The organism is Trichocoleus sp. ST-U1 (assembly GCF_039961835.1).
GTDB lineage: Bacteria > Cyanobacteriota > Cyanobacteriia > Cyanobacteriales > FACHB-T130 > FACHB-T130.
The window spans coordinates 17,408-42,704 of sequence record NZ_JAMPJZ010000048.1 but is presented as its reverse complement, the minus strand read 5'-3'; the positions used below and the strand labels follow the sequence as shown (position 1 = coordinate 42,704).

General features: G+C 47.2%; 23 protein-coding genes and 1 pseudogene. 13 read left to right on the top strand and 11 right to left on the bottom strand.

Annotated features, from left to right (window positions below; genetic code table 11):
• The 4 genes and pseudogenes from NDA06_RS17115 to NDA06_RS17100 form a co-directional block, all read left to right on the top strand.
• A pseudogene (locus NDA06_RS17115) lies at nucleotides 1–180 on the top strand (7,8-didemethyl-8-hydroxy-5-deazariboflavin synthase subunit CofH); the annotation flags it as partial.
• 99 nt (nucleotides 181–279) lie between these two features.
• Complete coding sequence (locus NDA06_RS17110) at nucleotides 280–2,007, top strand: DUF3352 domain-containing protein (protein ID WP_348251786.1); 1,728 nt, start codon at nucleotides 280–282, stop codon at nucleotides 2,005–2,007.
• Between the two features lie 234 nt (nucleotides 2,008–2,241).
• Nucleotides 2,242–3,315: a c-type cytochrome biogenesis protein CcsB gene (gene ccsB, locus NDA06_RS17105; protein WP_190985665.1), complete on the top strand. Its 1,074-nt coding sequence runs from the start codon at nucleotides 2,242–2,244 to the stop codon at nucleotides 3,313–3,315.
• 129 nt (nucleotides 3,316–3,444) lie between these two features.
• Nucleotides 3,445–4,365, top strand: a complete 921-nt coding sequence (locus NDA06_RS17100) for a KGK domain-containing protein (protein ID WP_190985664.1) — start codon at nucleotides 3,445–3,447, stop codon at nucleotides 4,363–4,365.
• 228 nt (nucleotides 4,366–4,593) lie between these two features.
• Here NDA06_RS17100 and fmt read toward each other — a convergent pair whose 3' ends face one another.
• Nucleotides 4,594–5,592, bottom strand: a complete 999-nt coding sequence (gene fmt, locus NDA06_RS17095) for a methionyl-tRNA formyltransferase (RefSeq protein ID WP_190985663.1) — start codon at nucleotides 5,590–5,592, stop codon at nucleotides 4,594–4,596.
• A gap of 79 nt (nucleotides 5,593–5,671) precedes the next feature.
• Nucleotides 5,672–6,529 carry an OmpA family protein gene (locus tag NDA06_RS17090; RefSeq protein ID WP_190410474.1) on the bottom strand — a complete coding sequence of 286 codons (858 nt, stop codon included), beginning with the start codon at nucleotides 6,527–6,529 and terminating at the stop codon, nucleotides 5,672–5,674.
• A gap of 659 nt (nucleotides 6,530–7,188) precedes the next feature.
• On the opposite strand from NDA06_RS17090, the gene NDA06_RS17085 reads away from it, so the two are divergent.
• The 3 genes from NDA06_RS17085 (at nucleotide 7,189) to NDA06_RS17075 (ending at nucleotide 10,267) form a co-directional block, all read left to right on the top strand.
• The gene (locus NDA06_RS17085) at nucleotides 7,189–7,878 is read left to right on the top strand and encodes a hypothetical protein (RefSeq protein WP_190410893.1); all 690 of its coding nucleotides are present in this window, start codon (nucleotides 7,189–7,191) and stop codon (nucleotides 7,876–7,878) included.
• A gap of 533 nt (nucleotides 7,879–8,411) precedes the next feature.
• Nucleotides 8,412–9,980 (top strand): abortive infection protein, encoded by a 1,569-nt coding sequence (locus tag NDA06_RS17080; protein WP_190985662.1) that lies wholly within the window; start codon nucleotides 8,412–8,414, stop codon nucleotides 9,978–9,980.
• A gap of 50 nt (nucleotides 9,981–10,030) precedes the next feature.
• Nucleotides 10,031–10,267, top strand: coding sequence for a hypothetical protein (locus NDA06_RS17075; RefSeq protein ID WP_190985661.1), 237 nt, complete (start codon nucleotides 10,031–10,033; stop codon nucleotides 10,265–10,267).
• Between the two features lie 26 nt (nucleotides 10,268–10,293).
• Here NDA06_RS17075 and NDA06_RS17070 read toward each other — a convergent pair whose 3' ends face one another.
• A complete protein-coding gene (locus tag NDA06_RS17070; RefSeq protein WP_190535105.1) occupies nucleotides 10,294–11,004 on the bottom strand; it encodes a VTT domain-containing protein in 711 nt (236 codons plus the stop codon).
• A gap of 172 nt (nucleotides 11,005–11,176) precedes the next feature.
• On the bottom strand, nucleotides 11,177–12,208 hold the full coding sequence (locus tag NDA06_RS17065) for a glycosyltransferase family 2 protein (RefSeq protein WP_190428012.1): 1,032 nt from the start codon (nucleotides 12,206–12,208) through the stop codon (nucleotides 11,177–11,179).
• Between the two features lie 83 nt (nucleotides 12,209–12,291).
• On the opposite strand from NDA06_RS17065, the gene NDA06_RS17060 reads away from it, so the two are divergent.
• The gene (locus NDA06_RS17060) at nucleotides 12,292–14,016 is read left to right on the top strand and encodes a glycosyltransferase family 39 protein (RefSeq protein ID WP_190985660.1); all 1,725 of its coding nucleotides are present in this window, start codon (nucleotides 12,292–12,294) and stop codon (nucleotides 14,014–14,016) included.
• Here NDA06_RS17060 and NDA06_RS17055 read toward each other — a convergent pair.
• Nucleotides 14,013–14,651 carry a hypothetical protein gene (locus NDA06_RS17055; protein WP_190410468.1) on the bottom strand — a complete coding sequence of 213 codons (639 nt, stop codon included), beginning with the start codon at nucleotides 14,649–14,651 and terminating at the stop codon, nucleotides 14,013–14,015. The genes NDA06_RS17060 and NDA06_RS17055 overlap by 4 nt on opposite strands.
• A gap of 206 nt (nucleotides 14,652–14,857) precedes the next feature.
• On the opposite strand from NDA06_RS17055, the gene NDA06_RS17050 reads away from it, so the two are divergent.
• Complete coding sequence (locus NDA06_RS17050) at nucleotides 14,858–15,292, top strand: hypothetical protein (protein WP_190410892.1); 435 nt, start codon at nucleotides 14,858–14,860, stop codon at nucleotides 15,290–15,292.
• 96 nt (nucleotides 15,293–15,388) lie between these two features.
• Here NDA06_RS17050 and NDA06_RS17045 read toward each other — a convergent pair whose 3' ends face one another.
• The 3 genes from NDA06_RS17045 to upp form a co-directional block, all read right to left on the bottom strand.
• Nucleotides 15,389–15,670, bottom strand: a complete 282-nt coding sequence (locus tag NDA06_RS17045) for a YggT family protein (protein WP_190410467.1) — start codon at nucleotides 15,668–15,670, stop codon at nucleotides 15,389–15,391.
• A gap of 78 nt (nucleotides 15,671–15,748) precedes the next feature.
• Nucleotides 15,749–16,147, bottom strand: coding sequence for a hypothetical protein (locus tag NDA06_RS17040; RefSeq protein WP_190667589.1), 399 nt, complete (start codon nucleotides 16,145–16,147; stop codon nucleotides 15,749–15,751).
• Nucleotides 16,148–16,327: 180 nt separating this feature from the next.
• The gene (gene upp / locus NDA06_RS17035; RefSeq protein WP_190985659.1) at nucleotides 16,328–16,978 is read right to left on the bottom strand and encodes a uracil phosphoribosyltransferase; all 651 of its coding nucleotides are present in this window, start codon (nucleotides 16,976–16,978) and stop codon (nucleotides 16,328–16,330) included.
• A gap of 490 nt (nucleotides 16,979–17,468) precedes the next feature.
• Between upp and crtH the strand changes: the two genes are divergently transcribed.
• Entirely contained in the window at nucleotides 17,469–18,992 is a 1,524-nt protein-coding gene (crtH, locus tag NDA06_RS17030) for a carotenoid isomerase (RefSeq protein ID WP_190985658.1), read from the top strand.
• Nucleotides 18,993–19,071: 79 nt separating this feature from the next.
• On the opposite strand, the gene NDA06_RS17025 is transcribed toward crtH, so the two are convergent.
• Together NDA06_RS17025 and NDA06_RS17020 are read right to left on the bottom strand one after the other, a co-directional pair.
• The gene (locus tag NDA06_RS17025) at nucleotides 19,072–19,419 is read right to left on the bottom strand and encodes a type II toxin-antitoxin system PemK/MazF family toxin (RefSeq protein ID WP_190430393.1); all 348 of its coding nucleotides are present in this window, start codon (nucleotides 19,417–19,419) and stop codon (nucleotides 19,072–19,074) included.
• The gene (locus NDA06_RS17020) at nucleotides 19,419–19,625 is read right to left on the bottom strand and encodes a hypothetical protein (RefSeq protein ID WP_190985657.1); all 207 of its coding nucleotides are present in this window, start codon (nucleotides 19,623–19,625) and stop codon (nucleotides 19,419–19,421) included. Before NDA06_RS17020 ends, NDA06_RS17025 begins: the two co-directional genes overlap by 1 nt.
• 209 nt (nucleotides 19,626–19,834) lie before the next feature.
• Between NDA06_RS17020 and NDA06_RS17015 the strand changes: the two genes are divergently transcribed.
• Together NDA06_RS17015 and NDA06_RS17010 are read left to right on the top strand one after the other, a co-directional pair.
• Nucleotides 19,835–21,148 carry a pentapeptide repeat-containing protein gene (locus tag NDA06_RS17015; protein WP_190410463.1) on the top strand — a complete coding sequence of 438 codons (1,314 nt, stop codon included), beginning with the start codon at nucleotides 19,835–19,837 and terminating at the stop codon, nucleotides 21,146–21,148.
• Between the two features lie 259 nt (nucleotides 21,149–21,407).
• Nucleotides 21,408–22,361 (top strand): glycosyltransferase family 2 protein, encoded by a 954-nt coding sequence (locus tag NDA06_RS17010; protein ID WP_190985656.1) that lies wholly within the window; start codon nucleotides 21,408–21,410, stop codon nucleotides 22,359–22,361.
• 43 nt (nucleotides 22,362–22,404) lie between these two features.
• Here the strand turns inward: NDA06_RS17010 and NDA06_RS17005 are convergent, their stop codons facing one another.
• The gene (locus NDA06_RS17005; protein ID WP_190985655.1) at nucleotides 22,405–23,715 is read right to left on the bottom strand and encodes an NB-ARC domain-containing protein; all 1,311 of its coding nucleotides are present in this window, start codon (nucleotides 23,713–23,715) and stop codon (nucleotides 22,405–22,407) included.
• Nucleotides 23,716–24,331: 616 nt separating this feature from the next.
• Between NDA06_RS17005 and NDA06_RS17000 the strand changes: the two genes are divergently transcribed.
• A complete protein-coding gene (locus tag NDA06_RS17000) occupies nucleotides 24,332–25,246 on the top strand; it encodes a peptidoglycan-binding domain-containing protein (protein ID WP_190985654.1) in 915 nt (304 codons plus the stop codon).
• The last annotated feature ends 51 nt before the right edge of the window (nucleotides 25,247–25,297 follow it).

Here is a 25,297-nt window from a genome sequence, read left to right as displayed (position 1 = left end):
AATGACATCGGCGGCACCTTAATGGAGGAGCATATTACAACAATGGCTGGGGCAGTGGGTGGCACCTGCATGGAAGTGGAAACTTTGCAGTCAGCGATTCGTTCATTAGGGCGTCCTTACCAACAACGGGATACACTCTACAGAGTGCTAAAGAGGGACACGGTTGCTGTTCTCTCCTGAGCGGGCAGTTAATATTTGGCTCGACTCAGATCCGGGCGTCAGCGTTGCACAGCATTGGCATCCGAATCAGTCGGTTGTTGCTCAAGATAGCTCGCCCGAATGCGAAAGCTCCTACGACTCTTGACTTGGTTTATGCCTCAGAAAAATCAACGTTCCCTTCTGACTGTGGCAGCTGCCGTGTTGCTGATTGCTGGCGGCGCAGTAACTTACTGGCTGCTGATGCAGCGGAATCTATTTCAGGCTGATGTCCCGGTGGGTGCCGAGATGGTTCCCCAGGATACCTTGCTCGCCGTGTCAGTCTCGACTGATGAAAAGCAATGGCAGCAACTGCGGCAATATGGCACTCCCGCTAGCCAATCCGCATTTGGCAAACAACTCGCCGAACTGGAAAAAAATCTCCTCACTGCTAACGGCTACAACTACCAGCAAGATATCAAGCCTTGGGTGGGTAAAGAAGTCACGATCGCTTTTTTGTCACAGCAGTTACCCCAGAATCCCAATGCTGTCCCGGTTGGTCAACAATCGGTGGTGATGGTATTGCCGATTGAAAATCCTCTGCAAGCAAAGCAAGCGCTAGAAAAATATAGAAACCCGACCTCTAGCAAGTTTGTTGAACGCATTTACAAAGGCATCAAGATTCGAGAAACCCAAGGCAGTCCCGCCCAGAAATTCTCAACGACGCTGCTAGAGCGTTCCTTAATTGTTAGCACCGATCCGAAAGGGACGGAGCGCGTCATTGACGCTTATAAAGGCGGTGCCTCCCTAGCGGATACTCCAGGCTACACAGAGGCTTTGGGAAAGATTAAAGCGGGTGCGCCGTTTGCCAAAGTGTATTTTAATGTGCCCGTGGCAACAGCAATGGCAGCCACCTATTCGGCGCGATCGCTTTCTCCCCAAAATCTTGCCTCGGTTCAACAAAGGCAGGGAGTCGGCGCGACGGTGACACTGGAACCGGAGGGACTTCTGTTTAAAGGAGTGTCTTGGCTGAAGCCGAATAGCGAGACAAAGTACGTAGTGGAAAACAACGCCAAAAGTATGCCTCGGCGTCTCCCCGGCAATACTCTGATCGTGACCACTGGTGGCAATTTGCAGCAGTTGTGGCAAGATTACGTCCAAGGTGCCCAAGCGAATCCGCTGATCCGGGTTAGCCCAGAACAGATGAAGGCCGAGATTCGGTCTAAATTAGGTCAAGATTTAGAGCAAGATTTGCTGCCTTGGATGAAAGGCGAGTTTTCTCTAGCATTAATTCCCACACCTCCAGGAACTCCCTCGATTTTAGGTGCTGGGGTGGCGTTCTTAGTGCAAACAAGCGATCGCCCTAGAGCTGAAAAATCCCTCAAGCAGCTGGATGAGGTGATGGCACAGCAATATAAGTTTCAGGTACAAGAAACGACGCTCAACGGTCAACCCATCACCAATTGGACTTCGCAACTCGGTGGCTTAGCCGCCACTCACGGCTGGTTAGATGGTAATGTTGCTTTCCTGACATTAGGGGCACCTGTTGCTAGTACCCTCGTCCCCAAACCCCAAGCGACTTTGGCAGACAGCCAGTTATTCAAACAAGCGATTCCTCAGCAGCTCAATGACAAGAACGGTCTATTTTTTATTGATGTTGACCGTACCATTAATGCTGGGAATCTGTCGCTCTCGCAAGTCGATCCAAATCAAAAAATCTTTACAAACGCGATACGCTCCATTGGCGTCACGGGTGGCATCAGTAGCGATCGCAGTAGCCGCTTTGATATCTTCGTCAACATGAAGAAAGTTGGAGATCCCAGTCCTTCGCCAAAAGCCAGTCTCTCTCCCAGTCCTAGCCCTTCTCCTTAAATTTTCGGTTCTCAACCCCAAGGTACGCTAAGGTTCGCGCTAAGGTACGCAAAGCTCAATAATTCCTTGGCGTACCTTGGCAATTGCCTTGGCAGGATGACAGCGTTAAAAAAAATAACAATTAGTTGTCTAAACCTGGGTGATTCTACCAAGCCTCAGAGCGACCAGAACCGATAGGATCAAAGTGGCGCTTGTGTGAGCGACTTAGATAACAATTGCTGGAAAGAATACAAGATGAACCTGGTTGCACTCCAGAGTGGGTTAGATAATATCTCCTTCGCCGTCCTGTTTGCGACGATGTTGATGTACTGGATAGGAGCAGCTTTCAATGGCATCCCCTATCTGTGGGCTTTATCGACGGCAGGGATGGCGATCGCAAACCTCTGCATTGCCGCCCTACTGGGCGCACGATGGCTGGACGCAGGCTACTTCCCTTTGAGCAATCTCTATGAATCCCTCTTCTTCCTAGCTTGGGGGATTACCACGATCCATCTGATTGCTGAAAACATGAGCAAAAGCCGCTTAGTAGGCGTCGCCACGTCACCCATTGCAATGGGTATCGCCGCTTTTGCCGCCTTGACGTTGCCATCAACCATGCAGTCGTCAGAGCCTTTAGTCCCGGCACTAAAATCCAACTGGCTGATGATGCACGTCAGCGTCATGATGCTTAGTTATGCCGCGCTGATGGTGGGATCGCTGCTTGCGATCGCTTTCTTAGTGGTAAGTGGCGGTCAGAATGTCGAACTCCGAGGCAGTTCTGTCGGAACCGGCGGATTTCGCAGTAAAAATGACCCGGCACGCCCCTACCGTCTGCAACGCGCCAGCGATTTCGTGCCCCAGCCACAAGGAGCAACCAGCGAGTCATCTTCTGCTGTGGAGCGTATTTTTGAAAGCAATGGCAGCACGAAAACAGCCGTTCTCGATTTAGTGACCTCCCAGCCTTCCCAAGAAGGGGTATCTGAATTACCAACCCTTTCGCCCCAGCGCCTGAGCCTTGCCGAAACCTTAGATAACATCAGCTACCGCATCATCGGTTTAGGATTTCCTCTCCTAACGATTGGAATTATTGCCGGTGCTGTCTGGGCAAATGAAGCTTGGGGTTCTTACTGGAGTTGGGATCCCAAAGAAACTTGGGCACTGATTACCTGGTTGGTATTTGCCGCCTATCTCCATGCCCGCATCACCAAAGGCTGGCAAGGAAGACGACCGGCAATTTTGGCGGCGACAGGCTTTGTTGTCGTCTGGATTTGCTATCTTGGGGTCAATTTGCTAGGTAAAGGACTCCACAGCTACGGTTGGTTCTTTTGATCTTTTAGTCAATTCGCGAATGGCTTTTAATAATTAGCGTTCCTGCGATTAGCCATTAGCAATGACGGATGACCAATGACCGATAACGAATAACTCTTTAAACTATCAATTCAACTGGGGGAGATGGTTGTGGATAATCAGTTCGACTCGCTAGCCAAAGGTGAAGTTCTCTCTGTGGATGAGTCTTCCCAAATTTTAATTGGGCACCGCACATTCAGAGTCGGTGAATTCGCAGATGCAATCAGAACGCAGTTGGAATATGGTTTAGGTGGATGGACAGAAGAAAAGGATGGCTGGTTTAGCGACCAAGGCATTCCTTGCGAAGTGCTGAAATTCGGCTCCAACGGCTGGCAAAAGGGGAAAGTCAGATTTAGCTTGGAATTTTGCCCGGAAGATCCGCAGACGCAGCAGTCATCAACCATTGAAGACAGTGAGCCACAAAGGGCACCGATCCCAGCCACCTTGGATGAGGAAGTGTTAGTTGGAGCCGAAGCACCGTTAATCTATGAGGAAGAGTTAATTCTCATAGAAGTGCCAGAATCCGCTTTGGGAGAACTGGAAATGGCACCAGAAGCAGCCTTTGGTGCAGACGATCTGGATCTCACTGGAGAATCAGCCTTTGGTGCGGATGATTTGGAAATGGCACCAGCAGCAGCCTTTGGTGCGGATGATTTGGAAATGGCACCAGAATCAGCCTTTGGTACGGATGATTTGGAAATGGCACCAGAAGCAGCCTTTGGTGCGGATGATTTGGAAATAGCACCAGAATCAGCCTTCGCCGTGGACGAACTGGATCTCACTGGAGAATCAGCCTTTGGTGCGGACGAATTGGATCTCACCGGAGAATCAGGTTTCGGTGCGGACGATCTGGATCTCACCGGAGAATCAGGTTTCGGTGCGAACGATCTGGATCTCACCGGAGAATCAGGTTTCGGTACGAACGATCTGGAATTTCCAGAATTGTCTGAAAAGGAAGAGAACCCATCAGACTCGCTACTCGATGATGTCTGGCAAGACATGAATGAAGCTAGCTGGCGTAACAATCAGTAGGGAAGCGAAAATTGGGTGAGGAATCATCGCTCACAAGCTAACTGATATCAGACTCACGAAGAAGGGGCACTGTTATATGACAGCGCCTCTTTTTCTGTAGTTGATTTAATGAAGGGAAGGGGCACGCCGCTTTACCTGACAGTTTTAGAACGACTTGGAAAGGGATGGGGGATCTTTATTCCCAACAAAATTGAAAATTCAGACCGATAACAGTAAGTCTTCTCCAACTCAAACCTCAAAATCCAATTTCTCCCCCACTGTTAAGCGAGTTCCATTCGCAAAGTCCCAACCAGACTGAGGGCGTTTTCCAGCCATCTGTATTTCTCGCAATAGCAACAGTCCATCCCCTGTTTGAACAATTGGGCCAAATCCTTTGGCAATGCTCACGACCTCACCTGGATGTGCCGAACCAGAGCACAAGGAAGACCAATCCAATAGCGCCTTTAATTCTGGGGCGATTTGCCAGTAAGCCTCTCCTAAAGGGGCAGTGGCGCTGATTTTGAGCGGATTTCTCCGAAATGTTGTCACACAATCCGGGAAAAATCCCCTGACTTGGTTATGTAATGCGATCGCGCTTTTCGACCAATCAAGACAATAATCCGGTTTTTTAATCAGCGGCGCATAAGTCGCCTGCGATTCATCTTGGGGGATTGGTTCAATTTCCTGGCGTTCCAGCTTCAGGAGGGTTTCTACTAATAAATCTGCCCCAATCTCGGAAAGCTTTTGCGCCAAATCTTGAGCATTATCCAACAGTCCAATCGGCGTATTAGCTTTTAGCAGCACTGCCCCCGTATCCATCCCCGCATCCATTAGCATCGTTGCGATCCCCGTTTCTGTCTCGCCATGATAGAGGCACCACTGGATGGGAGCAGCACCCCGATACTTGGGCAAGATCGAGCCGTGTACGTTGATGCAACCCAATTTGGGCATATCTAGAATTTGTTGGGACAAAATTTGTCCGTATGCCACCACAACAAAAACATCTGCATTTGTCTGTTTTAGCTGAGCGAGCGTTTCCTCGTCTTTTTTAATCCGCTGCGGTTGCCAAACAGGTAGCTGATGCGTCAAGGCGACTGATTTTACTGGAGAAGGCATCATTTGGTTGCCCCGTCCCCGACGTTTATCCGGCTGCGTAACAACGCCTAAAACTTCAAATTCTGGATTAGCGAGTAACCGTTCTAAAGTAGGGACGGCAAATTGTGGGGTGCCAAAAAATATGACTTTCATTTCCTTAGGGAACGGTAATTGGTAATTGGTCTTGATTGAAAAGCAATTTTTCCCTTAACCATTAGCAAAAAAGTAAAAACTAAGGGTTAATAATCGCAATTTCGATGCGGCGGTTTCGTTGTCGGTTGGTATCGCTATTATTTTCTACTAAGGGAAAAGTTTCGCCGTAACCAACAACAATCATGCGATATTTTTTCTCCAAAGCAGTGAATAAATACTGCTCGGCAGCTTGGGCGCGTCGAAACGATAGCGCTTGATTGTCTGTAGATTCACCAACGTCATCGGTGTGAGCAGCAATTTGAATTGTGGCACCTGGATAGTTCCGTAAATCGGCGATGACATTGTCTAAAATTACGGGTGCCTGTGGTAGCAGAACACTATCGCTGTCTTTAAATAATAAGTCGCTAGGTAGGGTGACTTTCAAAGCATCCGATGGTACAGAAACCCTAGAAGCGTTAGTGACTTGATTGGAATTGGGAACGCGATCGCCTTGAAGTTGCTGGGAGATTTCTTGTAGACGTGCGGCGAGGGGTTCGCTGGAACTCTGGCGACCGACTTGGGTTTCCAGTTTAGTCGTGCGATCGCGCAGTGCTTGCAATTGCGTCTGTAACTGTTGCAGCTCTGCTTCCAGTTGCTGTCTTTGTTCCGCACTCAGTTCTACTGGCGGACTGGCGCTGGTGACAGCAGGGGACGGCTTAAAAGTAGAGGAGGCGGTGGATGTCTCTAGTTTGGCGCGGCGCAGCACTTTCACAACTAGGGGCACCTCTGGCGTCAGGTCGGGAAAGACTCCCGCGAGGACGAGACCGAACAGCCACGCCAAGCCACCTCCCACCCCCAGCAACAGCACTCGCCAGAGTAAAACCAGTAAAAACCTCCCAATGCCTGTAGATTGGCGAGGAGAAGTGTTATCGGCAAATGGTGCTTCTTGTTTTGTCACCCGTTTTCCTATTTTTATCCAGACAACAGATTAACACTCGATAATTGCGATTAAGCTTTTTTCGTTGTCCGAGGCAATAAAAATGGGCGATCGCATTATTAACTTGCGCGAAGAGACATTTGGGAATACTTTTGGGATATAACCCTGGAGTGCCGTTGTGATGTTATTAGGTAGCCCTCAGTCACTGTCTAGGCAAGTATGTAGAAATCAGTCAACCTGCCCCCAAGAAAATTTCTTGCCTTAGATTAATTTTTAATCGCTTTTCGACCGTCTTGTGGAAAAATATCATAACAAGAGCGATAAGGTGTTTCACCCATCAAGCCGGATTCATTGAGATATGATAAATTTTTTTACATCTTTTGTTTTTTTTGACAGGTTTTGTGGATATACATATAGATATAGGGACGCTGCACCGTTCCTTGGGCGTTGCTCCTCACACAAGAAACGCCGTTTAGCAACCCCACCCCCAATCAATGTTCATTCGCCTCTTCCGCTCAGGATGGTGCTCTAATCAACCATACCTTCCGCTTATTGCGGCTGCGCTGCTGATGGCTCCTAGCTCATTTGCCTTAGCTGGCACGGCTGCGTCTACAATCGCAGGTCCCTCTACCATGCAATATCCGCAAGCCCGAAAGGAATTATCTGAAGCTGCTCCCGACATGACTCAAGCAGTAGTGCAAATCGACCCCCTCGATAGCCCTCATCCCGTCCCGTGGAATTGGGTAATGACTACTCATGCAGAAGTTACCGCCAACGGCGGCACTGGGGTACGTTACTATCGCAGTCCCTCTTTAGTGTCTCCTGATGGTCAGTATGCTGCTTACAGCCGGATTCAGTTGCAGGTGCAACCGGAGTTGTACCAATGCCGCATTTCCAGCGTCATGTTTGTAGAAAATTTGAGGACAGGGGATTTACGAACGATCTCGGCGTCTTCTCCTTTGGCTGACAATCCCTTTGTCAGTAACGAAGAAGCGGATATGCCGGGGATCATCGCCATCTTGATCCCCATTTCGTGGTCAGCGAAAGGCGATCGCGTCTTAGCACGGCAATTTGAAGGTTTATTTAGTACGTCCGATGCTTCTGACTATGCCGTTGTTTGGGATCGTCAGCAGAATCGTACTACGACTCTCTCTCCTGACCGCGATGATTACACCAACGCGGTGTTGTTAGGCTGGAGTCAAACTAATCCCGACCAAGTTCTGTTTCGAGCAGGCGAATTGGGCGAGGAAGAATGGCCTCTATGGGCGGTTGATTTGAAGGGTCAAACCGTAGCCGCAATTGAGGATCAACCCCTCATTTTTGGTCAGACGATTACCCATTCTTGGGCAGGGCCACAGGCTCATTTCTAAAGGAACAAAATCAAGGATGAAGGATGAAAAAGATTGAAGGTGACAAAAAAAGTTTTTTACTCATACTGTCAGCCGGAATTTTAAACTTCATCCTTCTTTTTTTCTGATGAATCTAGCTTAGAGCTGCCAATATTTATATATTTTTAAATTAAATTTTGATTAAATCTTTGATTAAGTCTAAACGATTTAAACGAGTCTTTTTAAGAGTTTTCGTTAGCCTGACTTTTTTGCTTTTGGGTTCGGGCTTTTTTATTTATTATACATTAAAAAATTCTGCTAACAAAAACAATATATCAAATTATGAAATTTACCTCAAAAATCAATTAAATCAACCAAATTCTTATCCGGTTAATTATCCTATCTCATCGAGTGGTTATCAACCCGTCAGCGTGTGGACAGGACGCCTAATATTACTACCGAAAGAGCAGAGACAGCTTAGAAAATCGGTGCTTTTTGAAGTTTATAATGCTGATTCCGCGCATCAGAATCTAGTAGGAAAGATTGTAAATTTAGAATGGAGCCGGGACGCAGAAGTGCAAAGATTTGTCCAGGCTGTAACGCAAGATGTCAAATTTATTCAGGCAACTGAAGATAGTAAAAAAACGGGGAATTTGCATCCTGACCGATTAAACAATTGGCAAAATGTCGATCCCTTAGAATCCTTGGCTGGAGCGCGACCTCAAGATGATGTCGTCGTGGAACTCAAAAACCCAGTTGTTGTCACCAGTAACCAAAAAGAACGCCCCTCGCTGAGGATTCCTCAAGAACCCGTACAAGTCACGGGTCGGATTTATGCTTTAGTGACAATTATCAAAAGAGAGGAAGCAGATAGCATTAGCGCAACGTCTTCTTCGGATCGTTTTGTTGTACGTCACTTTAATAAAAAAACAAAACAATTTGATGGCCCTTTAGAAACCATTCGGATTCCTCAAGTGCCATCTGACCGCAACGGGATTACTCGCTCAACAAATCGAGGAATTGAAAAGTCTCCCCTCAATTCCGCAGGCTGGTACATTTATGGGACAAAAGATGCCGAGGGAATATTTGTCACCCAGGCAATTGAACCCCGCGCCTTGATGCGTTTGCAACCAGATGAAGTGCGGATAAATCGGAAATCTGCTAATTCCTATCTGAAAAAAGAACTTTGGAAAGGTACTGAAGGTCAAAAAGGAACCGCCAAGATAGTTTTACTCGATCCAAAAAGTCAACAATTTAACGAGGCGGTATCGAAATGGCGCGAGGGAGATAAGGCAATTGTCCTTCATACATATGGTGGAATTGGGGGTAAAAAACCCGAACCCGAACCACTGGGTGTAGTTACCGGACACTTTGCTTATGGAATTGCGACGGTCGTGCGCGATCGCTTCACGGATGAGTTACGCTTTGACATCGAGTATCGGCAAGTTTACGCCCATAATCCGGATGGGATTATTGCTGGCACCATGAAATGGTCTACTTATATGGGAGATTTGCAGCGGGGTTGGCTGGGAAATCGGCCTGTATCCGATGCGATCGTCAAGCTCGATGCTGTGACGCAAGATTATGATTTTGATAGCATCCAACTGTCACCTATGAAAGAATTTATGCGCCAGTTGGATATTATGATGGCACGCTACCGGATTGGAGATGGAACGGGTAGTTCAGTGGTGACACCCTCAACTTCTTGCGTACAAGATGCTAACCAAGCGCTTTTTGTGACGATTAAGCAGGTAGAGAAACAGGTGGCGTCGAATCCTCGGATTCAAGAGTGGTTGCGACGTCATCCTACCGACGCTCAAACCTTACGATTTCAGCAACTCGTGAAATTAGGGCGATCGCTTGAAAAGCAATTAGCACCCCTAGGGATTATTCGTTCCGATTGGCAAGAAAACGCTGAGAATTTAGCAGGAACCAGGACAGCGGACGGCACCCTTACCACTGTCTTGAAGGCAGCAACAACTTGGCGAACCATGTTACCTCGACGGGCGCATGATGAAATTGCCACGATTTTGTTAAATAATGGAGCCGTTTTGTGGGTAATCCGAACTAATCAAGTAGGGGGATTTAATCCAGATATTGTGCCTCGTGCCCCTACAGCCCTTTTAGGGCACCGCACGAATTGATAAAAATTCTCCCATCAAACAGCAGAAACTAGCAGGAGACAGGAGCAGCAATGGTGCAGCAGCCAAGACAGGAGGATCGACCACCACTTTATAGCTGCGTTATTGCAATTGATAACGTTACCGGACGCCAAGAGGAAGAAATAATCGCCTTCGGCGTATCTGTGGATGACGCGAAAAACAAAGCTCAGCAGTTGTTAGCAAACTATGGATGTGACGAATCGCAAATTCTCAAGTTAATACAGCAGGCAAGAATTGAACCCCTATCTCCCTGGTGTTCTCCTGAATAGAAACAAGGTTAATCTGAATGCGATCGCTACTCGTCTGCTTTATCTAGAGGATTTTGAAGGCGCTTCCGTTCGATCTCCTCTAAAGCTTTTCGAGGATCGGTACGGCGACGACGATACCAAGTCGCGCCCCCAACCAACATCGCAATTAATAGCAAGGCACCAATTAAGGGCAAGAAATCGCCCGTTTTTAGCGCCCGTAAGCCGTAACTCCCTAACATTACAAATGGCAACACTCCGGGGATGGTTCCCAGAATGGTTCCTAGTAGATAATCCCGAAAGCGAATTGAAGTCAAACCAGCCGCAAAATTAACTAAGCCGTAGGGAATAATTGGCTGTAGGCGGATGGCAAACATATAGAATAAGCCACCCTGAATCATCTCCGCATCAATCGCTTGCAAGCGTCCACCCAACTTTTGAACGACAAATTCACGCCCCACCGTGCGCGTAAAGGCAAAAGCCACTACAGCCGCAATCACGGCGGCAATACTCGTCCAAAGCGTCCCCAACCAAGGACCAAAAATTGCGCCACTGGTAAGATTTAGTGCTGTAGAAGGCAAGATTAACAGTGTCGCCAAGGTATAGAAAACGATATAAATAATCGGTGCCCAGATACCAGCTTGATTTAGCCATGTTTGGAGTTGAGCTGGATCGATGCCTCCCAAAAAATATACTGCGAGTCCCGTCGCTACAATGCAGACGGCAGTCAATAGGAAAATGCCACTTTTAGCGTTCAACAAAAACTCCTTTGTTTTTAGCCATTAATCATTTGTCATTAGTAATAGGGCTTACGCAGAGATCCCCCTAAATCCCTCGATAAATTGGGGAACTTTTCCGGTTCTCCCTTTTTTAGAGAGGTTAGGGGGAGCTAGGTTTCAAGCTTTCAGCGCGTAAGTCCGGAGTTATTCGCGATTAATCCTTGCTTATTCGTTCTTCAGATATTACTAAAGCCTCTTGAGTGCTAATTTCTGATTTGTGACGCTTTTCGGTTGACTCTTGACTTTTGAAACCATAAGCTTCACGCACTAAATAAAGCGGACGTCCTTTGACTTCTTCATAGACACGACCAAGATACTCGCCAATGATCCCCAGTGTTATTAACTGGATGCCTCCTAGAAATAACACCGCCACCATGATGGAAGCATAACCCGGAAGATCGATCCCAAAAATTAGAGTGCGAAAGAATAAGAAGCTAGCGTAAATAAATGACAAAAAAGATATCGTAACGCCCACGTAACTCCATACTTTTAAAGGGAGAAAACTAAAGGAAGTAATTCCATCTAGGGCAAAGTTCCACAGACGCCAATAGTTCCAAGTCGTGGTTCCCTTATAACGTGGGGGACGATCGAATAAAACAGAGGTTTGCTTGAAACCCACCCAAGCAAAGAGTCCTTTCATAAATCGGGTTCGTTCTGGCAGTAGCTTGATGGCTTCTACCACACGCCGATCGAGCAACCGAAAGTCCCCGGTATTGCGGGGGATGGGGACGCGACTCATCTTGCCAATGATCTGATAGAAAGCTTTGGCTGTAGAGTTTTTCAGCCAACCTTCATCACGCGATCGCCTAGTTGCATAAACGACATCATAGCCTTCGCGCCATTTGTCTACCAGTTCCTTAATTAACTCTGGCGGATCTTGCAAGTCGGCATCAATTGGGATTACCGCAGCACCCGCAGCGTAGTCAAGTCCGGCACTGAGGGCGACTTCTTTGCCAAAGTTGCGGGACAAGTTGACGACTTTAATCGCTGGGTTACGATAATGATGCTCAATTAGACACTTTAGGGTATTGTCCTTACTGCCATCATTGACGCAAACAATCTCGTAGGTTGTATTTACGGTTTCTAGTACCGATAGCAGCCGCTCAAACAAGTAGTCAATATTGTCCTCCTCGTTGTAAAGCGGTACTACCACAGAGAGTTCTACTGGGTCAATATCTAAGGACATAAAAAAACAAAGACAAGCTAATATATGTCAAGTTTCACCTAACTTGACTGCACTTTAACCTAAATTCTAATTTCGTCAATATTATGAGCCGAAGCTTCACAGTTCCTAAATCATCGCGGCGCTGGTTGTCGCTGGAGATGTTGCTCCTAGGCGCGATCGCGATCGCTGTTTTGTTAAGAATTATCTATCTAGGCAGCCGAGAATTTTGGTACGACGAAGTTCTATCCCTGATCCTCGCCAGCGGTCACGGCGTTGACTATCAAGCTCCGGGAGCGCAACCCGTCAACCTGCGGGACTACAGCGCTTTATTGATCCCACGAGCCGGTGATGTCGTAGGAACGATCAAAGATGTCTATAAAGGTATCTTGGGCGATGTCCATCCGCCCCTTTCTTATTTCAGCCTGTACTTCTGGCTACAGCTATTTGGCAATAGCGAAGCTGCCTTACGAGGTCTGGGCGCATTGCTGAGTGTAGGTGCAATTGGCGGTGCTTACGGATTAGGACGTTTTGTGATGGGACATCGCGGCGGACTGATTTTTGCTGCCTTACTCGGTACAAATCCTTTCTATTTATTCCACTCTTTAAATGCCCGGATGTATGGCCCGCTGATTTTATGGACGATTCTCAGCACCTGGGCAATGCTGCATCTGGTTGACACAAAAGGAGCAACAGAGAGTGTCCGAGCCTCCGAGTGGGAAATTGAACCAGACGCCACGCCATCATCCCATCATCCCAGCAACCGCTCATCGATTCTCTGGAGTGCGATTCTGATTGTTTCAGTCGCTGCTGGACTGCTGACGCAGTATCTTTTTGTCTACTGGGTGATGACCCTAAGCATCTTTGTCCTCATCTTTGACCGGCGGCGGTGGTGGCAGCACGGATTGCGTTTGGGGGCGAGTGTATTGCTGTGGATGCCTTGGTTTGTTTGGGGAACTCGGAAGCAGGGGCGTCTGGGTGAAGTGGGCAATCAGTTTTCCAAGGGAAATCATTTCGCAGATGTTACCCAAACCTTGAGCAGTCACTTGTTACTGGGAGACTGGGTGGGAGATGTCGTCAAAACTCCCGCAGAAGCGACCCTCGCGATTGTGGCAGGGTGCCTGATAATTTTGTTGCTAGCCGGGTGTACCTTTAGCCTCTGGCGGCAAGCAAAGCGTCGTACCTTATTCATGGCTTTGTCACTGGGAATTTTGCCCCTGTGCATTGCATTTGCAGTGGATATTCTCGCTGGCAAATACACGATTGGCTTTGGCGGTGGAAGGGCACTGATTTTTGTTTTGCCTGGATGCTTGCTATTAATTGCTTTATGGCTGGAACGGGCGGCGGGACGCTGGCGCGGAGTAGCGGTAGCAGGTTTGCTGCTGTTGTATCTGGGCATCAGCATCGGGGACTTCAGCACGAGAAACCGCTCGATGTTCCATCAGATAGCAGATTTGATTCAACAGGAACCTACAACGCCAACTTTAATCGTGATGAACTCCCGCGCTTGGGGTCACATTCTGCGTTTGGCTTATTATCTTCCTCCCACTGCCCCGGTTCAGCTATTAGCACAGCATCCTGCCGACCTTGCACCTGCTTTAGAAAAAGTTCTGACAAGCGGACAAGCAACGCAATATCCTCGGATTCTCTGGTTAGAGAGCGCCCGTCCTGTGAATAAGGCTCCCAAAACGGAGGCAGAAAAACAGCAAATTCAGCAGGAAATCCAGCGAGTTTTGCAATCTCGTTACCAGTTGGCGCAAACGCAGCAGCTATCGGGAACCACGATTCTGGATGAGTTTGCGGTTAATCTTTACAAGAATCGGAATCTCTAATTTTTGGGCCATTGCCAGTTAAAACGATTCCATTCGTAAATGCCTTGAATCTCATACTCGCTGCCATTCTCAAACCGGATAATGCAGTTAGTATGAGAGACCCCGCTCTCTGTGGTCTCGTAAACCCCAACCACCGTGCAGGGAAACCATTCGCGACTACAGGGGCCGTTTTCTTGCACCCACTCCCACAGACCATTAGAAACCTCAATGCGATCGCCTACTTTCAGCTTTAACCCTTGCTTGCCCTCCCGCTCATAATACTCAGCCAGATGAACCGGCTGAATGCGATAGAGCCACCCAAAGCCATAGCGATCGCGTAAAAATTGCATCGCTCCCGAATCTTGATTATTCAACCAGTCATTGAGTAACGTAATCTTCCAAGAGCGATTTTGTCTTTCTTGTTCCTTGACAAATTGCAGTAAAGCTTTGACTTGTTCTGCTGTCAGTTCCTCCAATGGATTCGCACCATCGGCATTTTCATCACCACTCGCCGGGTTCTCCCCTTGGGCACCCAGCAGTTCCTTGACAAGAACTTGCAGCAGAATTTGCTTCTGCATATCGCTGAGAGGATATACAGCCTCCTCACATAGACTAAATGCTGCTTGCAGTGCCGCTTCAATCTCAGATCGGGTCACAATCAATTCCTTACTTTGGAATGGATCGCCACACAGCAGAGCTATCTCGGTGATTCTGAGTGGGAATGCCCAGACTTAGAGCGCTCATTAAGGGCGATCCCCTATTATCGCAGAATTGTCAAGATATCCCGAAGCTCCTGTTTGACTAGATTCGCGCTAAGCTGAGGGGTGAAGTTCCCAAAAAACCTGAAGTCATGGTACGGTTTATGCGATTTCGAGCTGTGTCTATTTTTTTCATCTCTTGCCTTATCGGAGTTGTGAACTTGCTGTTTACTCCTCCGGCTTTGGCATTGACACAGATTAAACTGTCTGAACTTTCCTACCATGACTGCCCATCTGAGTTAGCAGATGGGGCGGTTATGAGTACCGGCGCTTCCAGAGCCGCGAGTTGCTACATTGTTACCGGCAAAGCTCAAAATGACTCTGATAAATATGTCTACAACGCCGATATTTTTGGTCGCATTTACGACGCGAATGGCGACTCGGTAATGCAAAACCGAACGCGCCTCGGTTCGATCGAAGAAGTGCCGCCTGGAGTCAGCGATTTTGAACTCAGGATCTCGGTTGCTGCAAATCAACCGACACCCTTGCAGCTCAAGCAATTCAAAGCCGCTGGATTTAACGGTACAGTCCGCCGTTAACAAGTCCGCACGCTAACAAATCCGCCGTTAACATCTGATTGCAAGGATTTTAGATTATAGATTCACTCCAAAATCCAAATCTAAAATCCTTTGACCCTAAAAACCCGGAGTGAATTGAATGCTGGAGAACAATCCAGCCAGAATTTGCAGCACAAAAATAGCTAAAATCGGGGAGATATCCAGACCACCCAACGGCGGAATAATCGAGCGAAAAAGGTTGAGGTAAGGGTCTGTAATTGGACTCAAGGTAGAAGCTATCTGGTTCATCCAATTGACTGTCGGAAACCAAGTTAAAAGAATCCGTACAATCAATATGAACATATACATGTTCAGAAAGGTGGAGATCGTATTGATCAGTAATTCAGCTGAAGAATTCATCGGTGTTGAAGGTTCCTTGTTAAAATTGGTGAACGCTTGAAACTTGAAGACAGTTTAACGGATTTACCGGATTGAAACTTAGGAATCTTGATTAAGCGATGTTCCTAGGGAACGACCCCTTTCAGAAATTCGTGCTGTATCTGAGGAAGAAAATCGCTCCCGCTCTAGTTCTGTACTCTTGCCATTTACAGTGCCTAGCTGTGTCCGGACTTCATCAATTGCTGCATTTAACTGAGCAATTTTATCCTCTAAGCCTCGCCGTGCAAATTCAATACTTTCTGAATCTTTTAGCTGACGCTTTTTCCCCTTGCTAGGCTTCGCTTCTGACGAGCCAGGATTGAGCAGAGAGGCGTCAGGTGTGTCGTTAGTTTCGGACGCGCGTCCAGAAGCAACCAGCGCTCCGACAATTCCACCGACTAGACCGCCAACTATCGTTCCAGCCAGAAATCCACTGCCAAAACTATCGCGCTGACTCATCTTAAAATTACCGTTGTTTTTTTTCTTGTTGCAACTGTTTTCAGGTTAACTTTTTGCTGACCTCGATGCCTACCAGTCTAAGGAGTCATCTGTTCAGTTGTCAGTCGTCCTAAGTAAGAAATCTGAACACAGATTTCATCTTTGATTGCTCATCTTTTGGATCGTGCGTTGGATACCGCGTCAGGTGCCAAACGTGCGATCGCCTGCATCTCCCAGCCCCGGTACAATATATCCGTGGCTGTTCAAACCCTCATCAATCATTGCCGTATAGACAATCAAACCCGGATACGCGACAGAAAGCTGTTGCAGAGCGGGTGGCGCTGCCACAACCGAAATAATCCGCATTAAAGCTGGGTCAACGCCTCGCTGAGTCAGTTCTGCGATCGCCCTCATCATGGTTCCACCCGTCGCCAGCATCGGATCGCAAATTAAAACCCGCGTTTGAGGGTCAAGCCGTTCCGGCAATTTATTCAGATAACAGCTAACTTCCAGGGTTTTCTCATCCCGCACCAAACCGATATGGTAAATCGACGCCAAAGGCAGCAACGTCTGCGCCCCATCTAATAACCCCAATCCTGCCCGTAAAATCGGCACCACAACCAGTGGCACCTCTGGATTGATAAATGTAGCCGGACATTCAGCCAGGGGCGTCTGTACGGTTGTTTCTATCGTCGGCAACCATTCTCTAGTTGCCTCATAAGTCAGCCAGCGCCCCAGTTCCGTCATCGCGCTTTTAAACAGCACCGATGGCGTCGCAGCATCACGAGCAACAGCCAGCCAATGTTTAATCAGTGGATGGGGAGGAACATAGACACGCAGTTGGAGAGCCATAGTTGCTATTTTGGCAGTCAGATGCCAGCTCAAAGACCTGACCTATCATAGAACCTCCTGGGATGTCTGAAAACCCAGAATCAATCTGGGTTCGGTTTCTTTGTCACCAAACCCCACGCCAAAAGCATTTGTGGGGTAACGAAAAGCCCACAATTCCAACTAACTTGGTTTTTTATATTGAAAATAACTTGCAATAGTATTGACATATATTTTCAACAAGGCTATATTTATTTTCAGTGTTCTCCTCTCATTAAGGATCGGCAGGTGGGGCTGGTTAGCAGTAGCAAGCTAGTCCCCATTTTTTTTAAGAGGCAAGACACAAGCCCAATAAAAGCAGCCTTTAGCTCATGCAGTCGCTCATATGAGTCTGGTGAGATAAATTAGACACCAAAGGGCTTGAGTTATTGGTTGAGTTGTTGGCAGCGGGGCATTTTTGTGTTAATCCCTAATAGGGATTGAAATGAGTAAAATTTTCCTTTACTGCTGCCTCATGCCTTCAACTACCGTTAAATCTCCAACTGCACAAACGTTTGATGCCATCGTGATTGGCTCTGGAATTGGAGGGCTGGTGACAGCCACCCAACTGGCAGCGAAAGGCGCTAAAGTTCTCGTACTGGAAAGCTACTTAATTCCAGGTGGCAGTGCCGGATATTTTGAGCGGCAGGGATATCGGTTTGACGTAGGGGCGTCGATGATTTTTGGGTTTGGGACTCAGGGCACCACCAATCTGCTCACCCGCGCTCTAGATGCTGTGAATGTCAGTCTGGAAACCATCCCCGATTCCGTCCAGATTCACTACCATCTTCCCGCCGGTTTGGATCTAAAAGTTCATCGCAATTATGAGAAGTTTTTGCAAGAACTCACTGCCTACTTCCCCCACGAACGGGAAGGGATTCGACGCTTCTACGACGAATGCTGGAAAGTTTTCAACTGCCTGAATGCGATGGAATTGCTGTCGTTGGAAGAACCCCGGTATCTGACACGGGCATTTTTTCAGCATCCCTTAGCCTGTCTCGGCTTGGTAAAGTATTTGCCTCAAAATGCTGGTGATATTGCAAGGCGATACATCAAAGACCCGCAGCTACTGAAGTTTATCGACATGGAGTGCTACTGCTGGTCAGTTGTCCCCGCTGACCGGACACCGATGATTAATGCAGGGATGGTGTTCTCAGACCGGCACTACGGCGGCATTAACTATCCTAAAGGGGGTGTAGGACAAATCGCCCAAAAACTGGTGGAGGGACTGGAAAAAGCTGGGGGACAGATTCAGTACAAAGCCAAGGTGACAAAAATTATTACCCAAGAAGGTCGAGCGGTAGGCGTCGAGTTGGCCAATGGAAAAGTCTATGAAGCCAAGCGGATTATTTCCAATGCAACGCGCTGGGATACTTTCGAGAAGTTACTGCCAGCGGAAGAAATACCAGCGGCTGAGAAGAAGTGGCAAAATCGTTATCAAAAATCGCCGGGTTTCTTAAGTTTGCACTTAGGCGTTAAGGCAGATGTGCTGCCGCTGGGTACGGACTGTCACCACATTTTGCTAGAAGATTGGCAGAAGATGGAAGCGGCGCAAGGCACGATCTTTTTGTCAATTCCTACGTTACTCGATCCGGATTTAGCACCAGAAGGTCATCATATTCTGCACGCCTTTACCCCTGATTGGATTGAAAATTGGCAGGGACTTTCTTCTAGCGAATATGAACAGAAAAAGGAAGAGGCAGCAGGACGAATCATTGAGCGGCTAGAGAAGATTTTCCCCGGTTTAGATGCAGGGTTAGATTATCTGGAAGTCGGGACGCCCCGCACGCATCGGCGCTTTTTAGGTCGTGCAGATGGTACGTATGGCCCAATTCCTAGAAACAAGTTATTAGGACTATTGGGAATGCCATTCAATCGAACTGCGATTTCGGGACTTTATTGTGTGGGAGACAGTACGTTTCCAGGGCAGGGTTTAAATGCGGTGGCATTTTCTGGTTTTGCTTGTGCCCATCGCGTGGCGGTAGATTTGGGGTTGTAAGGGTTTTATCGAACCCCAGACGACTCCCTAGGGCGCAGAGGAAAGAAAACAGCGGATTTCTGGCTGCTGATTGCACAAGTTACATTATTTGAAATGCCCGAATCATCACTTCGTTCAATTGTTGCATTTGCAGAATACCCAACTCTCCTAAGCGTCTGATGATTAATCTACGTTCAAGGGTAGCAATTCGAGTTACCCTAACTTTAGAAGAAACTAGCAATCCCGTGCTGGAAAATTCTGCGTCTGAAATATTGAGAGCAAATTCTTCAAGACTTAAGCTGGTGGCATTTTGAGAGGAAATGAAGCAAAGAGTCACTTCATCTATTGCAGAACTTGCCGTCAGCACTAACGCAGGACGTAATTTTGTTGTACTTAAGTCTGTAAAGGGAAAATTAACTAGGACAATATCTCCTTTTTTAAGTCTCACTAGATTGCTTCTCCATCCTCGAGGGTGTAAATATCAGGTTCATTGTGGAGAAAATCAAAAGCTCCTCCGCTTTGTACAAGGTGCGCTAATTCAAGGGTTGAAGGGTAGGGTATATTGCTAAATAGTTTTTCTTCAAGTAGAGATCGCTCATCCGGTGACAGAGATAAAATAACTTGGACTAGGGATTCCACTAATTGGGTGTTCATGAATTATTCTCCTAGTTTCTGTTGAGTTGCTTGTTTTATGATAGCGATCGCGTCTTTCTCGAACTACAGGGAAAAGAGGAAACAGAGCGATCGCATTCAGCGCCATTTGCCCTTAACACTTGCCTGCTCTATTAGATAAAATCTTGTTGACTGCCACAGCCGCTACCATAAAGCATGGGTTTACTGCGCCTGCTTGACGAATTAACACAATGACGACAGAGCCTAATCCTTCCCAGTCCAATTCACCGTCAAACGCTCAAGATAGTGGCAATGGTAACAGACCTGCTGTGAACAGCCCGTCGCAGATGCAATCGCTGACACCGTCCGGACGGAACCAATACGAGCAACATTTGGCTACCATGCCGCGATCGCTGGTGCTGTCCAAAAAGAATCCAGTTGTTCCGCAAGGAACGCCCATCGTCCTGATAGCGATCGCCTTAGTCATCCTAGGGTTAGCGATTAATAACTTCTGGATCGGGATATCAGGAGCGATCGTGGGGCTAGTCGTATCGCTGCGGATGCTATGGCTTGGTTTGGAACCCGTGCTGGATGAGATGCTACCGCCAAAACAGCGAGCTGTCATCGTCGCCATCGTCGGAACAATCTTATCGCTCATCAGCTTGCTCAAGTTTTCTGGTATCAACCAAAACATCGGCAAGTGGTTAAACCAGCAAAAATGGGATGAACTCGGTTCCCTAGCAGAATGGACAGGAGCTGTAGGGCAAATTTTCATTGCTGTCATCGCCGTATACGTGGCGTGGCGACAGTACATTATTTCCAGAGACTTGACCATTCAGCAAAACTCCCTGACGATTCAGCAAAACCTGATTACCCAGCAACAGACGATCGATACTTATTTTCAGGGGATCTCCGACCTAGTATTAGATGAAGAAGGACTGCTCGAAGATTGGCCTCAAGAGCGGTTACTAGCCGAAGGGCGCACCGCCGCTATCTTGAGCAGTGTAGACGCCAGCGGGAAAGCCAAAATTCTGCGGTTCTTGTCCAGTTCTAAATTGCTAACTCCCCTAGAACGCGATCGCCGCCTAGGTCGAGCTATCTTTGACGGACTGGGAGGCTATGCAGAAGACCGCGTCAACGGCGTGCGCGTTATCGACTTAGGAGTCATGTTAGCGAAGGCAGATTTGTCTGGCACCGACTTGCGCCGCACAGACTTAAGCGAAGCCAATCTTGTTGGTGCTAACTTAAGCAATTGCGATTTAGTCAAGGCTAATTTCTCTCGCACCATCTTGTATGAAGCGAATCTTGCCGGTGCCGATTTCAAAGCCACCCGCTTGTTCTATGGTCCGGGGGAAACTGCGACCCCTCGCACTCATACTCAACCTCCCTACGCTAACTACAAAACAGGTGCTTATACGGGCGCTGTAGTAGAAAATGCCGACTTCACCGACGTTGAGGGACTCTCGGAAGAACTGCGCCAATATTGTTGTGCTTGGGGTGGCGAAAAAACCAGAGCCACAATTCCCGGTGGTTGCGAAGGCATTCCTAACAAATTGGAACGATAATTCGTAGCTGTTAGCGATTAGTCATTAAATAGAGGGACTTAATTATTTGCCGGATGAGTAGGGCGACTAAGCGTTACTCATCAAACCTTATCAATGTATGGTTTTGTCCCTCAATCCAAACGACAAAATGACAGGGTTAAATTCAGTTATCCTACTTAGTCATCAGTCCTTTGCGATTGACGAAGAGCGAATAAATAATGACACTTGACCAATGACAGCGATTCACTAAAAGTTATTGGCGAATCGTTAACAGCTAATTATGAACCCCAAATATTCCTTCATCATTCCCATCTATAACGAAGAGAAAAGCATCCCCGAACTTTATCGACGGATGAGTGCGGTGATGGAGCGGCTAGATGCCCCAACGGAGCTAATTTTAGTCAACGATGGCAGTCGCGATCGCTCTTTACAAATGCTGCGCGAATTGCATGAAAAAGACCCGCGAGTTTGCTACTTAAGCCTTGCCCGTAATTTCGGTCATCAGATTGCTGTCACCGCAGGTCTTAATTTTGTTCGAGGTGAAGCAATTATTATCCTTGATGCCGACTTACAAGATCCCCCAGAATTAATTCCAGACATGGTGGAAAAATGGCAACAAGGCTATCAAGTTGTCTATGCTCAGCGCATCAAACGCCACAAAGAAGGCTGGTTCAAGCGCTTCACCGCCTATGTGTTTTATCGTCTTCTCAAGCGTCTGGCAAATGTAGACATTCCTACCGATACAGGCGATTTCTGTCTAATGGATCGACAAGTCGCAGATATCCTTAATTCGATGCCTGAGCGCAATCGTTATATCCGGGGACTGCGTTCTTGGGTAGGCTTTCCCCAAACCGCCGTCTACTTCGAGCGTCACCCCCGCTTTGCTGGCGAGGTGCAGTACACTTTCAGTAAATCTTTGTCATTGGCAGTGAATGGATTAGTCTCCTTCTCAAAAGTACCGCTGCGGCTATCTACTTATGTCGGCTTATTCGCGGCAGCGATCGCTCTGGTGATGGCGATATTAGTTCTGTATTGGCGCATTTTTGTCCCCAATTCCCCTTTAACCGGGTTTACCTTAATTCTGGTAGCAATTTTCTTTCTCGGTGCCGTGCAATTGGTAAGTATCGGTATCCTAGGAGAATATATCGGGCGCATCTATGAAGAAGTCAAAGGTAGACCCCTGTACACTTTAGCGGAAGTCGCTGGTTTTAAAAATGTAGCGAGTCGCAAGTAGAAAATGAAAGGTTTTTTAACGCAAAAAAGATCCCCGACTTCTTTTAGAAGTCGGGGATCTGAACCGCTGGCATCTCACAACTAATCTCTTGCTCAATGATTTTAATGAAGCGTTGCGTGACATACTCCATAATTACGGGTTGTAGTGTTAAGTTCTCGTTTCCAGTCTCAACCAGCGATCGCGTATGAAGTGACTCCAATGCCTCGAATAACTCTCGCCCAGACACTTTGGGCAAGATTTCTTCCTGTAACTTTGCTGGCGTTACTCCTTCGCGGTGAATCGCCAGCCAATACATTATCTGTTGTTGCAGAGGGGATAAACGCTCAAACTGTTGTTCGAGTAAGTCCCACAAATCGCTAAAAACCGTAGTGCCTTGTGCTAAAAAGGCTTGAATATTACCGCCAAACAGGGTTTGAATCGTAGTTGCAGCAATCTTAAGGGCAAGCGGGTTGCCTCCGAAGTAATTGACAATTGCTCGTCGTTGCGAGCTAGCTGCGTCTACACCTTTGTCGATAAGGATTTGCTCGCCATCTGCCCCTGAGAGTCCTTTAAGTGGAAGCGATCGCACTGGCAAGTTTTTGCCATCCCGCACGGCAAAACTGCCGGGTTTTTCTCGTCCGGTGATAACAAGACAACTTTGGTGGGGTTCGTCGGCAATTCGCTCGAATAAGCAGCGATAATCTTCATAACCGGATTGATACTGTCCGCCGCGCTCTTCGCTTTGCAAAATTGACTCTACGTTATCAAGGACTAATAAGCAGTGTTTGAGGCGCAATTGTGCCATGAAGCTGTTAGTTGAAGCGTCTGGGATTTCGGTTTCTCCCGTTAAAATAGCCACAATCTCGCGGATTAAAGCACTCAGGGGCGGTGCTTGCTGCAAACTCCGCCAAATCACGAATTCAAATTGTGATTCCACCTCTTGAGCGATTTTCACCGAAAGGGCTGTTTTACCCATCCCGCCGAGTCCGAAAATCCCAATCAAACGACAGCGATCTTCAATAATCCAACTTTCTAGCGATCGCCGTTCCTCTTGGCGATCGTAAAATTGGGAAACATCAATCGCTTCTCCCCAATCTTGCTTACCTTGTTGCGATTGTTGGTAGCGACGCAAAACTGCTTGAATATTTCGCTTCGAGACTGGTTCGCCTAATGCTTGGGAGAGAATACGCCACAGATGCGAACCCACCTGTTTAACATAGTCGTGTTGATAACCTAGCTGCTTGGCAATCTCTGCGTATGATCGTCCCGCCCAAGTTTCCAGAAATACAACAGATTGAACATCATTGAGTTTTTGTCCCAAATTGGCAGCTTGTAAAAGCCCATCGACTAAGGTAAGCCCCTCTTGTCCCTTCATTGCCAGCCATTTTGATAGGTTGTACCAATTTCTACTGGCTTTCTTCCCGTCTTTCAGAGAATTTATCTGTAAATGTACGTAACTTTACAAAAAACACCTCACTTTTTCTCACCGACAGTGCGAATGCTTACAGCAGGCTACACCAACGCCTTGACCTGGCAAATCCAATGCAATCAACAAAGCTTGATTCAATAGACCTCTTGCAAATCTTCCTGAGCAACTTTTGCAAGAGGTCTATTGATTGCATCTCTGAAGAGCGATAATGACCGGACGAGTTCCCCCTTGTTCAGAACCCTCAACAGCTTCAAAAAGCATCATAGACTTCTTCCCACTTCATGCTGGAGATTCTCCCAATTACAAGGCTTCCCAACTCGCTACGGCTAACTCTGCCTCCATCTGTAGCTTTCCGGCGATCACTAGTGCTTTTGACCTGAAGGTTAAATTAGCTGAGTGTTTCAGCGCTGAAACACCCAGCTAATTTACAGAAAATTTACATCCCTCTGTGGTAAGAACTCACTTTTTCTCACCGACAGTGCGCTCAGGGGCAGGTTATCACTGGAAAAGCCAAAGTAACATCTATACTTTTGCATTCTCATTCACCCTGAAACTATTATTCATGGATATTTACGAATTTCACAGATCTGGACAGAAATACACCATTGCAGAAATTGCTGCTGATGAAGAACTAACAGTAGACGTCCAAAAATGCCTCGTTTGGCTCAACCTGCTTGATTCATCGATTGACGGTAAATTTGGTCCGATTACTACAGAAGCTTTAAAAGAGTTTCAGGAACTCATGAAATGTCCTGAAATAGGAGTCTTGGATACTGAAACCGCTGAAAAATTAATCGAAACCGATCCTACGGAACTGCCGCAGCCAAGACTCAGACCACTTAATGATCTAGCAGGTTGCATCATCAAGTATATGCTAACCAAGAACTACTATATTTCTACCAAACCTGGCGAGTATAACATTGCCTATGTAGAGGGAATAAACACCGACGGTACTGAGAACAACGATGCACCTAATCACTTTAATGATCGTCGGATTGTTATTGAAGTTGTGGATGGCATACCTAAGATTGTTGGTAATTGGGAAGCAACAACAGAACCAGGAAGCTTTTGGACTAGAAATCTGATGAATCCTAGAGGAGCTGCTCGAATTAAATTCGAGCAGTACAAAGCTTGGCGCGTTGGTGCCCATATAACTGCGTCTACAAACCAGCCAAAAGCTCTTGTTCAGGTAGAAAATGTCACAGTGCATCGCGACTTTGACCGTAACGGTATCCGCACAGGTGACAAGCTAGATACAGGACTTTTTGGTATTAATCAGCATCATGCTAATGGTGCGCCGCGTCATGACATTGGTAAGTGGGGCGCTGGCTGTTTTGTAGGACGCACCGCAGCAGATCATGACAAATTCATGAATTTAATCATGCAGGATCGCCGCTACAAAGAAAACAAAAACTACATTTTCTGGACAACCGTTATTCCCGGAGATGATTTGCTCAAGCTATTCCCTATAGTTTAACTGCATTTGTATCAACCCTACTGAACTAAACTTCAAAATCATCAACTATAC